11 protein-coding genes and 1 other annotated feature are annotated in these 15521 nt (G+C 43.5%); all 11 genes read left to right on the forward strand.

Going from position 1 to position 15521, the window contains the following annotated elements; translation table 11 throughout:
- The first annotated feature begins 26 nt into the window (after positions 1–26).
- On the forward strand, positions 27–452 hold the full coding sequence (gene rplK, locus Q1J64_RS03325; RefSeq protein WP_029053289.1) for a 50S ribosomal protein L11: 426 nt from the start codon (positions 27–29) through the stop codon (positions 450–452).
- A gap of 119 nt (positions 453–571) precedes the next feature.
- A complete protein-coding gene (rplA, locus tag Q1J64_RS03330; RefSeq protein WP_301107674.1) occupies positions 572–1270 on the forward strand; it encodes a 50S ribosomal protein L1 in 699 nt (232 codons plus the stop codon).
- A gap of 43 nt (positions 1271–1313) precedes the next feature.
- Positions 1314–1450 (forward strand) — a sequence feature (ribosomal protein L10 leader region).
- A gap of 30 nt (positions 1451–1480) precedes the next feature.
- On the forward strand, positions 1481–1981 hold the full coding sequence (gene rplJ, locus Q1J64_RS03335) for a 50S ribosomal protein L10 (RefSeq protein ID WP_301107675.1): 501 nt from the start codon (positions 1481–1483) through the stop codon (positions 1979–1981).
- A 66-nt stretch (positions 1982–2047) separates the two neighbouring features.
- On the forward strand, positions 2048–2410 hold the full coding sequence (gene rplL, locus Q1J64_RS03340) for a 50S ribosomal protein L7/L12 (protein WP_301107676.1): 363 nt from the start codon (positions 2048–2050) through the stop codon (positions 2408–2410).
- 138 nt (positions 2411–2548) lie between these two features.
- Entirely contained in the window at positions 2549–3151 is a 603-nt protein-coding gene (locus tag Q1J64_RS03345) for a class I SAM-dependent methyltransferase (protein WP_301107677.1), read from the forward strand.
- A 221-nt stretch (positions 3152–3372) separates the two neighbouring features.
- On the forward strand, positions 3373–6918 hold the full coding sequence (gene rpoB / locus Q1J64_RS03350; RefSeq protein WP_301107678.1) for a DNA-directed RNA polymerase subunit beta: 3546 nt from the start codon (positions 3373–3375) through the stop codon (positions 6916–6918).
- Between the two features lie 430 nt (positions 6919–7348).
- Positions 7349–10945 carry a DNA-directed RNA polymerase subunit beta' gene (gene rpoC / locus Q1J64_RS03355; protein WP_301107679.1) on the forward strand — a complete coding sequence of 1199 codons (3597 nt, stop codon included), beginning with the start codon at positions 7349–7351 and terminating at the stop codon, positions 10943–10945.
- 390 nt (positions 10946–11335) lie between these two features.
- On the forward strand, positions 11336–11755 hold the full coding sequence (rpsL, locus tag Q1J64_RS03360) for a 30S ribosomal protein S12 (protein ID WP_153722559.1): 420 nt from the start codon (positions 11336–11338) through the stop codon (positions 11753–11755).
- A 34-nt stretch (positions 11756–11789) separates the two neighbouring features.
- Positions 11790–12260, forward strand: a complete 471-nt coding sequence (gene rpsG, locus Q1J64_RS03365; protein WP_301107680.1) for a 30S ribosomal protein S7 — start codon at positions 11790–11792, stop codon at positions 12258–12260.
- A 47-nt stretch (positions 12261–12307) separates the two neighbouring features.
- Entirely contained in the window at positions 12308–14386 is a 2079-nt protein-coding gene (gene fusA, locus Q1J64_RS03370) for an elongation factor G (RefSeq protein ID WP_301107681.1), read from the forward strand.
- Positions 14387–14504: 118 nt separating this feature from the next.
- On the forward strand, positions 14505–15521 hold a 1017-nt coding region (gene tuf, locus Q1J64_RS03375), incomplete at its 3' end, for an elongation factor Tu (RefSeq protein ID WP_301107682.1).

The raw sequence follows: 15521 nt of genomic DNA on the forward strand, positions 1-15521 counted from the left end.
ATCACGGACTTAAGGAGGTGTGTCTCGTGGCTAAAAAAGTTACTAAAGTAGTGAAATTGCAAATTCCAGCTGGTAAAGCAAATCCAGCACCACCAGTAGGGCCGGCATTAGGTCAAGCAGGTGTTAATATCATGGGATTCTGTAAAGAATTTAACGCTCGTACAGCTGATCAAGCAGGTTTGATTATTCCTGTTGAAATTTCTGTATTTGAGGACCGTTCATTTACATTCATCACAAAAACTCCACCCGCAGCAGTATTGCTAAAGGTTGCAGCAAACGTTCAGAAGGGTTCTGGTGAGCCGAATAAGAACAAAGTTGCTACAGTTAAACGTGATAAAGTTAGAGAAATTGCTGAACAAAAGATGCCAGACTTAAACGCGGCGTCAGTAGAAGCGGCGATGGCAATGGTCGAAGGTACTGCTCGCAGTATGGGATTCAAAATCGAAGACTAATTTTGTGTCTTCTTAATAAAGCGAAGGTTTAAAGATGAAGGCTGCGGTCAAATGAGATTCGCAGCCTTCATTAAGTGGGAGGTTTAATCCGTTAAAACCACAGAAGGAGGAAAATTCACATGGCTAAAAGAGGTAAAAAGTTCACAGAAGCAGCGAAGCTTGTCGATCGTACAGCTACATACGCTGTGAAAGAAGCAATTGAACTTGTTAAGAAAACAACAACAACAAACTTTGACGCAACAGTTGAAGTAGCGTTCCGTCTTGGTATTGATACACGTAAAAATGATCAGCAAATCCGTGGAGCAGTAGTGCTTCCAAACGGAACTGGTAAAACTCAGCGCGTATTGGTATTCGCTAAAGGTGAAAAGTTGAAAGAAGCAGAAGCTGCAGGAGCAGACTATGTAGGCGATGCAGAATATATCGCTAAAATTCAACAAGGCTGGTTCGATTTTGATGTAATCGTAGCTACACCTGACATGATGGGTGAAGTTGGTAAAATCGGACGTGTACTAGGACCAAAAGGTCTTATGCCGAACCCGAAGACAGGTACAGTTACGTTTGACGTAACAAAAGCTGTTGAAGAAATCAAAGCTGGTAAAGTTGAGTACCGTGCGGACAAAGCTGGAATCATCCACGCGCCAATCGGAAAAGCATCTTTCGATAACGAGAAGCTTGAAGAGAACTTCTTGACAATCTTTGATACGGTTCAAAAAGCAAAACCTGCTTCATCAAAAGGAACTTTCATGAAATCAGTAAACGTTACGTCAACTATGGGTCCAGCTGTAAAAGTTGATCCGTCTAGCGTATCTGTAAAATAATTCATTGACAGGCGGCGAGTGATCTGTTAAGATTACGCTTGTTATGATATAACCATTTGTACCGAAGACAGCAGGTGTGGCTTGCCACTTAATGTTCCTGCCGAGGACAAGACGCTCTTTTTAAAAGATGACGACTTTCAGCCCTCATGTCTTAGACGTGAGGGCTTTTTATATCGGTATAAGTGACCCTAATTTTCAGGAGGTGTCAACATGAGCAAAATTTTAGAAGCTAAACAGGCGGTTGTAACAGAAATCGCTGATAAGTTGAAAGAAGCAGCTTCTGTAGTCGTTGTGGACTACCGTGGTCTTACGGTTTCACAAGTTACAGAATTGCGTAAACAACTTCGTGATGCAGGCGTTGAATTTAAAGTTTACAAAAACTCAATGGCTCGCCGTGCAGCAGAAGCAGCGGGACTAGAAGGCTTGAATGAACACCTTACAGGCCCGAACGCTATTGCCTTCTCCAATGAAGACGTAGTAGCTCCAGCGAAAATTCTTAACGATTTCGCGAAAAAGAACGAAAAGCTTGAAATTAAAGCAGGTGTGATCGAAGGAACAGTCGCATCAGAAGCTGACGTTAAAGCATTGGCTACTTTGCCATCACGCGAAGGTCTATTGTCTATGCTACTCAGCGTACTTCAAGCACCAGTGCGCAACTTCGCACTTGCTACAAAAGCAGTTGCGGAACAAAAAGAAGAACAAGGTGCATAATACTGCATCTTAATGACCGCCGGATCATACATACCGGCTAATACAACATTCCAGGAGGAACTTAAAATGACTAAAGAACAAATCCTAGACGCAATTAAAGAAATGACAGTTCTTGAACTAAACGAACTTGTTACAGCAATTGAAGATGAATTCGGCGTAACAGCAGCAGCACCAGTTGCAGCAGCTGCAGCAGGCGGCGGAGACGCAGCTGAAGAGCAAACAGAATTTGACGTAATCCTTGCAGGCGCTGGCGCTGAAAAGATTAAAGTAATCAAAGCTGTTCGTGAAATCACTGGATTAGGCTTGAAAGAAGCTAAAGCTCTAGTAGACGAAGCTCCTAAAGCTCTTAAAGAAGGCGTAACTAAAGAAGAAGCTGAAGAAATGAAAGCTAAACTTGAAGAAGTTGGCGCATCTGTAGAAGTTAAGTAATTTCTGCTTATTGGAGAAAAGCCCGTCTATTTGACGGGCTTTTTTTCTTCATCTACAGTTATTTTTGTGAATTCAGCGGGAATCTGCTGCTTCATTAAGCGGTGTGATTAATTTAACTTTACTCAAGGAGGTGCGAATATGGGCGAACATTATTACTCAAAAAACCCTCAGGTCTCCAGTGCACCGAAGAGATGGAAAGTAGAAATTCGCAATCAGTCATTTACTTTTACGACAGATGCAGGTGTGTTCAGTAAAAACGGTATTGACGAAGGATCGCAATTATTGGCCGAAACGTTTAAAGAACCGGCGATAGGGGGAGACTTCTTGGAAATTGGCTGTGGCTATGGACCGGTTGCTCTTTCGATTGCCGCCTCTTATCCTGAGCGATTCGTTCATATGGTTGATGTCAATGAACGCGCTCTTGCTCTTTCTAAAACGAACGCTGAAATTAACGGTATTCGTAATGTGAAGGTCTATGAAAGTAGCGGTGTTGAACAAGTGGATGTCGGTCAGTTTGCGGCTGTTGTGACAAATCCGCCGATACGCGCGGGTAAACAAACCGTTTTTTCATTTTATCAAGGGGCTTTTGAGAAACTTGCCCAAGGCGGAGAGCTGTGGGTCGTAATCCAGAAGAAACAAGGTGCGCCTTCTACTATCGAATACTTGAAAAAGCTGTTTGGGAATGTCGAAACGGCCGCTAAGAGAAAAGGGTATTTTATTCTGCTATCAAAAAAAGGTTGACAGTGAGATGTGATTGTAGTAGCATTATTAAATGCATAAATAATTATATTGCAGCTGTATGCCCTTTTGCCTGAAACATAAGAAGAAAAGGCATACTGATGTTTGGATAAAAGATTGTGAAATCGAAAATGAGCTCTAGTCGGAACTCGTTTTCTTTTTGTTTTTTCGAAGTCGCAGCTGAATTTCTGATTTTGCAAAAACTAATATTGTCTTAATGAGGGGTGAATGAGTTGACAGGTCATTTAGTTCAGTATGGTCAACATCGTCAGCGCAGGAGTTTCGCGCGAATCAACGAAGTGCTCGATCTGCCAAATTTGATTGAAATTCAAACGGCATCGTATGAGTGGTTCTTGGAAGAAGGATTACGGGAAATGTTCCGTGATATTTCTCCTATCCAAGACTTCACTGGAAATCTTTCTTTGGAATTTATCGACTACCAGCTGGGTGAGCCGAAATATCCAGTGGACGAATCAAAAGAGCGCGATGTGACATACGCAGCACCACTTCGTGTAAAAGTACGTCTTCATAACAAAGAAACTGGCGATGTCAAAGAACAAGACGTTTTCATGGGAGATTTCCCGCTAATGACAGAAAACGGTACATTCATTATTAATGGAGCAGAGCGGGTTATCGTTTCTCAGCTCGTCCGTTCTCCAAGTGTTTATTACAATGATAAAACAGACAAAAATGGTAAGCGTGGCTTCGGCGCTACAGTAATACCGAACCGCGGTGCGTGGCTTGAGTATGAAACGGATGCAAAAGACGTTGTACACGTACGGATTGATCGGACACGTAAATTGCCAATCACTGTTTTACTTCGTGCTTTAGGCTTTTCGACGGATCAAGAGATTATCGATTTAATTGGTGATAACGAGTATTTACGTAATTCACTTGAAAAAGATAATACTGAAACTACCGAAAAAGCGATGCTTGAAATTTATGAGCGTCTGCGTCCGGGTGAACCGCCAACGCTGGATAGCGCGAGAAGTCTGTTGTATTCACGCTTCTTTGACCCGAAACGCTATGATTTAGCGAATGTTGGGCGCTATAAAATGAATAAGAAATTGCATTTGCAAAACCGCTTATTCAATCAAACGGCTGCCGAGACACTAGTTGATCCGGAAACAGGAGAAATTCTAGTGGAAAAAGATCAGCTGATTGACCGTCGTACACTCGACAGATTACTTCCGTTTTTGACGGCTGGTATCAATTCACAATCGATCGAACATGCGGGAACTGTTTTAGATGAGCCGATGACGATTCAGGTGCTGAAAATTTATGCGCCGAAAAGTGAAGAGAAACAAGTAATCAACGTTATTTCAAATGCTGAAGTAGACGAGTCTGTCAAACACATCACCCCTTCAGATATTGTTGCTTCCGTTAGTTATTTCTTTAACCTGTTACATGGTGTGGGAAATACAGATGATATAGATCACCTTGGGAACCGTCGTTTACGTTCTGTTGGTGAATTGCTGCAAAATCAATTCCGTATCGGTCTTTCACGTATGGAGCGTGTAGTAAAAGAGCGTATGTCAATCAATGACACACAATCTATCGTACCTCAGCAGTTGATCAATATACGCCCTGTAATTGCATCGATTAAAGAGTTCTTCGGTAGTTCTCAGCTTTCTCAGTTCATGGACCAAACAAATCCACTGGCTGAACTGACACACAAACGCCGTCTGTCTGCATTAGGACCAGGTGGATTAACACGTGAGCGTGCCGGTATGGAAGTTCGAGACGTTCACTACTCTCACTATGGCCGTATGTGTCCGATCGAAACGCCAGAGGGTCCGAACATCGGACTGATCAACTCACTATCTACTTTTGCAAAAGTGAATCGTTTCGGTTTCATCGAAACACCTTACCGTAAAGTTGATCCTGAAACAGGTCGCGTAACGGCACAAATTGATTATCTGACAGCAGATATTGAAGATAACTACGTTGTCGCGCAAGCAAACGCAGTGTTAGGCGACGATGGTTCATTCGTCAATGAAGAAGTAGTAGGGCGTTTCCAGGGGGACAACACGGTCTTCAGACGTGATCAAATTGACTACATGGACGTTTCTCCTAAGCAAGTTGTATCTGCGGCGACTGCTTGTATTCCGTTCTTGGAAAACGATGACTCTAACCGTGCGCTAATGGGAGCGAACATGCAACGACAAGCAGTTCCTCTATTGAACCCGGAATCACCGCTAGTTGGGACAGGTATGGAGCATATCTCCGCACGTGACTCAGGCGCTGCTGTTGTTTCTAAACATCTTGGTATCGTTGAGCACGTGGAAGCGAGAGAAGTCCGTATCCGCCGTATTGAAGAAGTAGACGGTAAAGAAGTGAAGGGTGACCTTGTAATTTATCGTCTGGCGAAATTCATTCGTTCCAACCAAGGAACTTGCTATAACCAACGTCCGATCGTGAAAGTTGGAGACCGTGTTAAACCGCTTGATATTTTAGCGGACGGTCCGTCAATGGAGCAAGGGGAACTTGCGCTTGGCCGTAACGTTCTGACAGCGTTCATGACATGGGATGGTTATAACTACGAGGATGCGATCATTATGAGTGAGCGTCTCGTGAAAGATGATGTGTTCACATCTGTCCATATTGAAGAATATGAGTCAGAAGCACGTGATACAAAGCTTGGACCTGAAGAAATCACGCGTGATATTCCAAACGTCGGAGAAGATGCGTTGCGCAATCTGGACGACAGAGGAATTATTCGGGTGGGTGCAGAAGTTCGTGACGGCGATATCTTAGTTGGTAAAGTAACTCCTAAAGGGGTAACAGAATTGACTGCTGAAGAACGACTTTTACATGCGATCTTTGGAGAAAAGGCACGTGAAGTCCGAGATACGTCATTGAAAGTTCCTCACGGAGCAGGTGGAATCGTACTGGACGTGAAAGTGTTTAACCGTGAAGACGGCGATGAACTATCTCCTGGCGTTAACCAGTTAGTGCGTGTGTACATTGTACAGAAGCGTAAAATCTCTGTCGGAGATAAAATGGCTGGACGTCACGGAAACAAAGGGGTAATTTCTAGAATCTTGCCTGAATCTGAAATGCCTTATCTACCAGATGGCACACCGATTGATGTCATGTTGAATCCACTAGGGGTTCCATCACGTATGAACATCGGACAGGTTCTTGAAATGCACCTTGGAATGGCAGCGCGCAGTCTTGGCATTCATACAGCGTCACCTGTATTTGATGGTGCGAATGAAGAAGACGTTTGGTCCACTATGGAAGAAGCAGGGATGAACCGAGACGGTAAAACTATGTTATACGACGGACGTTCAGGTGAGCCGTTCGATAACCGTGTATCTGTCGGTGTCATGTACCTGATCAAACTTGCGCACATGGTAGATGATAAGCTTCACGCACGTTCTACTGGACCATACTCACTCGTTACACAGCAGCCACTGGGCGGTAAAGCACAGTTCGGCGGACAGCGTTTCGGTGAGATGGAGGTATGGGCACTTGAAGCGTACGGTGCGGCTTATACATTGCAGGAAATCTTAACAGTCAAGTCCGATGACGTCGTAGGTCGTGTGAAAACATACGAAGCGATCGTCAAAGGCGACAGCGTACCTCAGCCAGGTGTACCAGAATCATTTAAAGTACTAATCAAAGAACTTCAGAGTCTTGGATTGGACGTCAAAATGCTTACGGAAGACCTGGAAGAAATCGAGCTGCGTGATCTGGACGACGAAGAAGACTTGCAGCCAACCGACGCATTGAACCTCATGAAAGAAGATCAGCCAATAGCCTAAAGCTAAAGCGGAGACGGCTGTTCAGAGGCGGCAGGCATAAGGCGGAGTTACGAAGTGGCGTAGTTTGCCACACAGCAACTTTGACTTATGACCCGAGCCTCTAGTCGTCGCAGCTGGATGAAAGCTAAAGCGGAAAGCGCCGTCTAGCCTCGACAGGCGTTGGAGGTCTTAAAAACAAAGGCGTCCTTTGCCTTTATCTTTAAGACCGAAACGACCCGAGAGGCTGGCGCTTGCAGCTGGATGAAAGCTAAAGCGGAAAGCGCCGATCTGAAATAACATAAATAAGAACTCTACAACTGAATAGAAGAGGGCTTCGAGCACCCTCTTCTATTCTATTCAGTTTAAGAAACACTTTTGACTGAATGCACTATTACAAGTAAAGTTGCCTGACGAGCCGTTGCGGCGATTAGACAAAAGGGAGGTAGGCTCCTTGATCGATGTTAATAATTTTGAGTATATGAAAATTGGCCTTGCTTCACCAGACAAGATCCGTTCTTGGTCATATGGAGAAGTAAAAAAACCTGAAACTATCAACTACCGTACGTTAAAACCAGAAAAGGACGGATTGTTCTGTGAAAGAATTTTCGGACCTACAAAAGACTGGGAATGTCACTGCGGAAAGTACAAACGGGTTCGTTACAAAGGCGTCGTCTGTGATCGTTGCGGCGTAGAAGTTACGCGTCAAAAAGTGCGCCGGGAACGTATGGGGCATATTGAATTGGCGGCACCTGTTACACATATTTGGTATTTCAAAGGAATCCCTAGCCGAATGGGCTTGATTTTAGATATGACACCGCGTGCATTGGAAGAAATTATTTACTTTGCTTCCTACGTAGTAGTTGAACCGGCTGATACACCGCTTGAGCGCAAACAATTGCTTTCGGAAAAGGAATACCGACTATATCGTGAAAAGTACGGTTCTAAATTCCAGGCAGCTATGGGTGCGGAAGCAATTGAACAGTTGCTTCGGGCAATTGATTTGGACAAAGAAACAGATTCTTTGAAAGAAGAGTTGAAGACGGTTCAGGGTCAGCGTCGTACACGTGCGATCAGACGTCTGGAAGTAGTTGAATCATTCCGTAACTCGGGCAATCGTCCGGAGTGGATGGTATTAGAAGTACTTCCTGTCATTCCACCTGAATTACGACCAATGGTGCAGTTAGACGGCGGACGTTTCGCTACATCCGACTTGAATGACTTGTACCGTCGGGTTATTAACCGGAATAACCGTTTGAAGCGACTATTGGATCTGGGTGCACCTGGCATCATCGTACAGAACGAAAAACGTATGCTGCAGGAAGCGGTAGATGCATTAGTAGATAATGGACGCCGTGGAAGACCAGTAACTGGTCCAGGTAACCGTCCGTTGAAATCTCTTTCTCATATGCTGAAAGGGAAGCAGGGTCGTTTCCGTCAAAACTTACTTGGAAAACGTGTTGACTACTCTGGTCGTTCCGTTATTGTAGTAGGTCCAAATCTTAAGATGTATCAGTGCGGACTGCCAAAGGAAATGGCAATTGAGCTATTTAAGCCGTTTGTTATGAAAGAGTTGGTAGAACGTAACCTGGCGCACAACATTAAGAGTGCGAAACGTAAAATTGAACGTCTTCATTCTGAAGTATGGGATGTTCTTGAAGATGTAATTAAAGAGCACCCGGTATTGCTAAACCGAGCACCTACACTTCACCGTTTGGGAATCCAGGCGTTTGAACCGATGTTGGTAGAAGGGCGTGCCATCACTTTGCATCCGCTTGTCTGTACCGCTTATAACGCAGACTTTGACGGTGACCAAATGGCTGTACACGTTCCGCTTTCTGCAGAAGCACAGGCAGAAGCGCGCTTATTGATGCTTGCTGCACAAAACATCTTGAACCCGAAAGACGGAAAGCCAGTTGTAACGCCTTCACAGGATATGGTTCTTGGTAACTATTATTTAACTGTTGAACGTAAAAATGCTGCTGGTGAAGGCGCTGTGTTCAGTGATCCGAATGAGGCATTGATTGCTTATCAGACAGGCCATGTTCACTTGCACTCCCGTATTGCGATTCAAGCTGGAAGCATTAATAATCCAACGTTCACAGAAGAGCAGAACAAAAAGCTTCTTCTGACAACAGTAGGAAAGATTATCTTCAACGAAATTCTGCCGGAGTCATTCCCTTATATTAACGAACCTACAATGAATAACTTGCAAGTGGAAACACCTGCCAAGTATTTCGTGGACGGTACAGTAAATATAAAAGAACACTTGAAAGATACTGAACTTATAACGCCTTTCAAAAAGGGAATTTTAGGTAACGTCATCGCGGAAATCTTTAAACGATTCCATATTACAGAAACGTCACGTATGCTGGATCGGATGAAAAATCTTGGATTTAAATATTCTACTCGTGCAGGAATTACGATCGGTATTTCTGATATCGTCGTGCTGCCAAATAAAGCAGATATTTTACATGAAGCACAAGATAAAGTAGATAAAGTTACACAGCAGTTCAGACGCGGTTTAATTACCGAAGAAGAACGCTATGACCGTGTTATTTCTTATTGGAGTCATGCGAAAGATGTCATTCAGAATAAATTGATGGATTCATTGGACAGTGAAAACCCAATTTACATGATGAGTGACTCCGGAGCGCGTGGTAACGCATCTAACTTTACACAGCTCGCAGGTATGCGGGGTCTGATGGCCAACCCGGCCGGACGAATTATTGAACTGCCAATCAAGTCTTCCTTCCGTGAAGGACTGACTGTACTCGAGTACTTTATTTCCACTCACGGTGCACGTAAAGGTCTTGCCGATACAGCACTGAAGACAGCTGACTCAGGTTACCTGACTCGCCGTCTTGTAGACGTAGCACAAGATGTTATCGTTCGCGAAGATGATTGCGGAACAGACCGTGGTCTCGAAATCGCTGCTCTAACTGAAGGAAATGAAATGATTGAAACATTGCAGGAGCGTATTGAAGGCCGCCATACTAAAAAGACAATTACTCACCCGGAAACAGGCGAAGTGATTCTTCAGAAGAATGGACTGATCACGGCTGATATCGGCAATATCATTATCAATGCTGGTATTGAGAAAGTAACAATCCGTTCTGCATTTACTTGTAATACAAAGCACGGTGTGTGTAAAAAATGTTACGGTATCAACTTAGCTACAGGAGAAGCGGTAGAAGTAGGAGAGGCAGTAGGTATTATTGCAGCTCAATCTATCGGTGAACCTGGTACACAGTTAACGATGCGTACGTTCCACACAGGTGGTGTTGCCGGAGACGATATTACACAGGGTCTTCCGCGTATTCAGGAAATTTTCGAATCCCGTAATCCGAAAGGGCAAGCGGTTATTTCGGAAATCGCCGGTACAGTAATCGAAATTGATGAAATCCGTGAAGGCCAGAAAGAGATTACAATTGAGGGAGAAGTAGAAACACGTAAATACCTGGCTCCGTACAATGGCCGATTGAAAGTTGAAGAAGGCGATAAGATTGAACGTGGTCAAAGTATTACAGAAGGTTCTATTGATCCTAAAGAATTGATTGTAGTCAAAGACGTAGCAACTGTACAAGAATATCTTTTGAAAGAGGTACAGAAAGTTTACCGGATGCAAGGTGTTGAAATTGGCGATAAACACGTTGAAGTAATGGTTCGTCAAATGCTCCGTAAAGTCCGAGTAATCGAGGCGGGAGATACAGATCTTCTACCTGGCTCTTTACTAGATATTCATCAGTTTTCAGAAGCGAATGCAAAAGTATTGAAGGCAGGAAAAGCGCCGGCTACATCACGCCCAGTTATTTTGGGTATTACAAAAGCATCGCTTGAGACTGAATCCTTCTTGTCAGCCGCATCCTTCCAAGAGACGACACGAGTTCTTACTGACGCAGCAATCAAAGGTAAAACTGATGAATTGCTTGGTTTGAAAGAAAATGTCATTATCGGTAAACTGGTGCCTGCGGGTACTGGAATGCAAAGATATCGTCAAATTAAAATGCAACACGAAGAGATAGAAGAAGAAACAGTTACGGTAGAATAAGAATAAACGGGACATCGTTCCCGTTTATCTGTATTCATTGGGTGGTTAAACACCTGATGAATACAGATAATTCTTGTGGATATGAAAACTATTCAAATGAAGTTTTTGAGCAAGACAAAGGGAATTCAATAATTGGCTTCACATGATTTTAGTTAAACTTGTTGACAAGTCTTCTTGCAGATGATAATATACAAAAGGTTGATAGTTGTCGGCCGGAACTTTTATAAGTCACGACGAGAAGCAATCATCATATAAAAAACAGTGAACAGAGATCTCTGGGATTACTGAATTTCGTTTTTGTGTGTGCACGCACAAAGACATTGTTTTTACTTAAAAATGAACCACCTGGATGTGTGGTATTACAAAAAGCTCGGAAGGAGGAACAACCTGATGCCTACAATCAATCAATTAGTCCGAAATCCTCGTAAGTCGAAATCGGAGAATTCTAAATCACCGGCTCTAGGAAAAAGCTATAACAGCTTTAAAAAGTCAATGACTAACGTTAACTCACCACAAAAAAGAGGTGTTTGTACACGTGTTGGTACAATGACTCCTAAGAAGCCGAACTCGGCGTTACGTAAATATGCTCGTGTTCGTTTGACAAACACGTTGGAAGTTAACGCGTATATCCCAGGTGAAGGCCACAACTTGCAAGAACACAGTGTGGTACTAATCCGCGGAGGACGTGTAAAAGACTTACCGGGTGTTCGTTACCATATCGTACGTGGAGCGCTTGATACAGCTGGAGTTACTGGCCGTATGCAAAGTCGTTCAATGTATGGTGCTAAAAAGCCAAAAGAAAAGAAATAATATAAACTAATGATATCGAAAGGAGGAACTAATTATGCCTCGTAAAGGTCCAGTTGCAAAACGCGATGTGTTACCCGATCCGATTTATAATTCCAAGCTTGTAAGCCGCCTTATCAATAAAATGATGGTAGACGGTAAAAAAGGTACTTCTCAAAAAATTCTTTATGGAGCGTTCGAAATTGTAAAAGAACGTTCTGGAAAAGAGCCACTAGAAGTATTTGAAGCAGCTCTAAATAATGTAATGCCAGTTCTTGAAGTACGTGCTCGCCGTGTGGGTGGAGCTAACTATCAGGTACCGGTTGAAGTGCGTCCTGAGCGTCGTTCAACGCTAGGTCTTCGTTACCTTGTTAACTATTCACGTACACGTGGAGAAAAAACAATGGAAGAACGCCTTGCAAACGAAATTCTTGATGCTTCTAACAACACGGGTGCTTCTGTTAAACGCCGTGAAGAAATGCATAAAATGGCTGAAGCCAACAGAGCATTCGCTCACTATCGTTGGTAAGTCCGGATACACTACAAGAGTAATCCGAAACGGAAGGAGTTTACAAAATGGGTAGAGATTTCTCCTTAGAGAATACTCGTAACATTGGTATCATGGCTCACATCGACGCTGGTAAAACAACGACAACTGAGCGGATCCTTTTTTACACAGGTAAAATCCACAAAATTGGTGAAACGCACGAAGGTGCTTCACAAATGGACTGGATGGAGCAAGAGCAAGAACGTGGAATCACGATTACATCAGCTGCTACAACAGCTGCGTGGAAAGGCCACCGCGTAAATATCATCGATACACCAGGACACGTAGACTTCACAGTAGAAGTTGAACGTTCATTGCGTGTATTGGATGGAGCTGTTACGGTACTTGACGCTCAGTCGGGTGTAGAGCCGCAAACAGAAACAGTTTGGCGCCAGGCGACAAACTACAAAGTACCGCGTCTTGTATTCGTAAACAAAATGGATAAAACAGGTGCTGACTTCCTTTATTCAGTAGGTACACTACGTGAACGCCTACAAGCGAACGCACACCCTATCCAATTGCCAATCGGTTCGGAAGATAACTTCTCTGGAATTATCGACTTAATCGAAATGAAGGCAACAATGTATCCAAACGATCTAGGTACTGATACAACAGAGGGAGATATCCCTGCTGAACATCTGGAACTAGCGAATGAATACCGTGAAAAGTTAATCGAAGCAATTGTAGACTTTGATGAAGATTTAATGGAAAAGTATCTTGGCGGCGAAGAGCTTACAGTAGAAGAAATTAAAACAGCTATTCGTAAAGCGACTTTAGCAGTTGAGTTCTATCCTGTAGTCTGCGGTACAGCTTTCAAAAATAAAGGGGTACAGTTGGTATTGGATGCAGTAATTGACTTCTTGCCATCACCTCTTGATATTCCTCCAATGGTAGGAGTTAACCCTGATACTGAAGAAGAGGAAGAGCGTCATTCTAGCGATGAAGAGCCATTCTCTGCACTAGCATTTAAAGTAATGACGGACCCTTATGTAGGTAAACTTACATTCTTCCGTATTTACTCTGGTATACTTCAGGCAGGTTCTTATGTTACAAACTCTACAAAAGGCAAGCGTGAGCGCGTAGGTCGTATCCTACAGATGCACGCAAACAGCCGTGAAGAGATTTCTGAAGTGCATGCGGGTGAAATCGCTGCTGCTGTTGGTTTGAAAGATACAACAACTGGTGACACACTATGTGATGAGAAGTCATTGATCATCCTTGAATCAATGGAATTCCCTGAGCCAGTTATCTCTGTAGCTATCGAACCTAAAACAAAAGCAGACCAAGATAAAATGGGTCAAGCCCTTGGTAAGTTACAAGAAGAAGATCCTACGTTCCGTGCACATACAGACCAGGAAACAGGCGAAGTAATCATTGCAGGTATGGGTGAACTTCACTTGGACATCATTGTTGACCGTCTAAGACGTGAATTCAAAGTGGAAGCAAACGTGGGCGCGCCACAAGTTTCTTACCGCGAGACATTCCGTCAGTCAGCTGAAGTCGAAGGTAAATTCGTTCGTCAATCAGGCGGACGTGGACAGTTCGGTCACGTATGGATCGAATTTGGTCCAAACGAAGAAGGAAAAGGATTCGAATTCGTTAACAATGTTGTTGGTGGTACTGTTCCTCGTGAATACATCCCAGCAGTTGAAGCGGGAATTCGTGATTCATTAAACAACGGTATTTTGGCTGGATATCCATTAATCGATGTCAAAGCACGCTTGTTTGACGGATCTTACCATGACGTTGACTCCAACGAAATGGCATTTAAGATCGCTGCGTCAATGGCTTTGAAAAATGCTGCATCAAAATGTGCTCCAGTAATCCTAGAGCCAACAATGAGAGTAGAAGTTATCATTCCGGAAGAATACATGGGCGATATCATGGGTGATATTACATCACGCCGTGGCCGTGTAGAAGGTATGGAAGCTCGTGGTAATGCACAAGTAGTTCGTGCAATGGTTCCACTTGCTGAAATGTTCGGATATGCAACATCTCTACGTTCAAACACGCAAGGTCGCGGTGTATTCTCCATGGTGTTCGATCACTATGAAGAACTACCAAAGTCCATTGCTGAAGAAGTAATCAAGAAAAACAAAGGTGAATAATAAGGTTCATCCTTGTTTCCTGAAGTAAATGCTTGTAAGATATGGATAGTCGAGGGTACGCTTTCGACTTCCATACTATAAAAAACTAAACTTTTCAATTAAAGGGAGGACCTCTAAAATGGGTAAAGAAAAATTCGACCGCTCCAAGGAGCACGCAAACGTAGGAACAATTGGTCACGTTGACCATGGTAAAACAACTTTGACTGCTGCTATCGCAACAGTTCTATCTAAAGCTATGGGTGGAGAAGCGAAATCATACGCTGACGTTGATAACGCACCTGAAGAAAAAGAGCGTGGAATTACAATCAGTACTTCACACGTTGAGTACGAAACTGAAAAGCGTCACTATGCACACGTTGACTGCCCGGGTCACGCTGACTATGTTAAGAACATGATCACTGGTGCTGCACAAATGGACGGTGGAATCCTAGTAGTATCTGCTGCTGACGGCCCAATGCCACAAACTCGTGAGCACATCCTTCTTTCTCGTCAAGTAGGTGTTCCTTACCTAGTTGTCTTCATGAACAAATGTGACATGGTAGACGACGAAGAACTACTTGAATTAGTAGAAATGGAAATCCGTGAACTTCTATCTGAATATGACTTCCCTGGTGATGACATTCCTGTTATCCAAGGATCTGCTCTTAAAGCTCTTGAAGGAGAGCCAGAGTGGGAAGAGAAAATTATTGAACTAATGAAAGCTGTTGACGAGTACATTCCAACTCCGGAACGTGATACTGACAAGCCGTTCATGATGCCTGTTGAGGACGTGTTCTCAATCACAGGTCGTGGTACTGTTGCTACTGGACGTGTTGAGCGTGGAGTAGTTAAAGTCGGAGATGTTATTGACATCATCGGTCTTTCTGAAGAACCAAAATCTACTACTGTTACAGGTGTAGAAATGTTCCGTAAGCTTCTTGATTATGCTGAAGCTGGAGACAACATCGGTGCACTTCTTCGTGGGGTAGCTCGTGAAGATATCGAACGTGGTCAAGTTCTTGCTAAGCCAGGAACAATCACGCCACACACTCAGTTCAAATCTGAAGTGTATGTACTATCAAAAGAAGAAGGTGGACGTCACACTCCATTCTTCTCAAACTACCGTCCTCAGTTCTACTTCCGTACAACTGACGTA

The sequence above is a fragment of the Sporosarcina sp. genome (assembly GCF_029257255.1).
Taxonomy (GTDB): domain Bacteria; phylum Bacillota; class Bacilli; order Bacillales_A; family Planococcaceae; genus Sporosarcina.

Bases quoted from the DNA above. Each gene is read 5' to 3' on its own strand.
- rpsG (WP_301107680.1), top strand. From the start codon at position 11,790: ATGCCTCGTAAAGGTCCAGTTGCAAAACGCGATGTGTTACCCGATCCG.
- rplA (WP_301107674.1), top strand. From the start codon at position 572: ATGGCTAAAAGAGGTAAAAAGTTCACAGAAGCAGCGAAGCTTGTCGAT.
- rplL (WP_301107676.1), top strand. From the start codon at position 2,048: ATGACTAAAGAACAAATCCTAGACGCAATTAAAGAAATGACAGTTCTT.
- Q1J64_RS03345 (WP_301107677.1), top strand. From the start codon at position 2,549: ATGGGCGAACATTATTACTCAAAAAACCCTCAGGTCTCCAGTGCACCG.
- rplJ (WP_301107675.1), top strand. From the start codon at position 1,481: ATGAGCAAAATTTTAGAAGCTAAACAGGCGGTTGTAACAGAAATCGCT.
- rpsL (WP_153722559.1), top strand. From the start codon at position 11,336: ATGCCTACAATCAATCAATTAGTCCGAAATCCTCGTAAGTCGAAATCG.
- fusA (WP_301107681.1), top strand. From the start codon at position 12,308: ATGGGTAGAGATTTCTCCTTAGAGAATACTCGTAACATTGGTATCATG.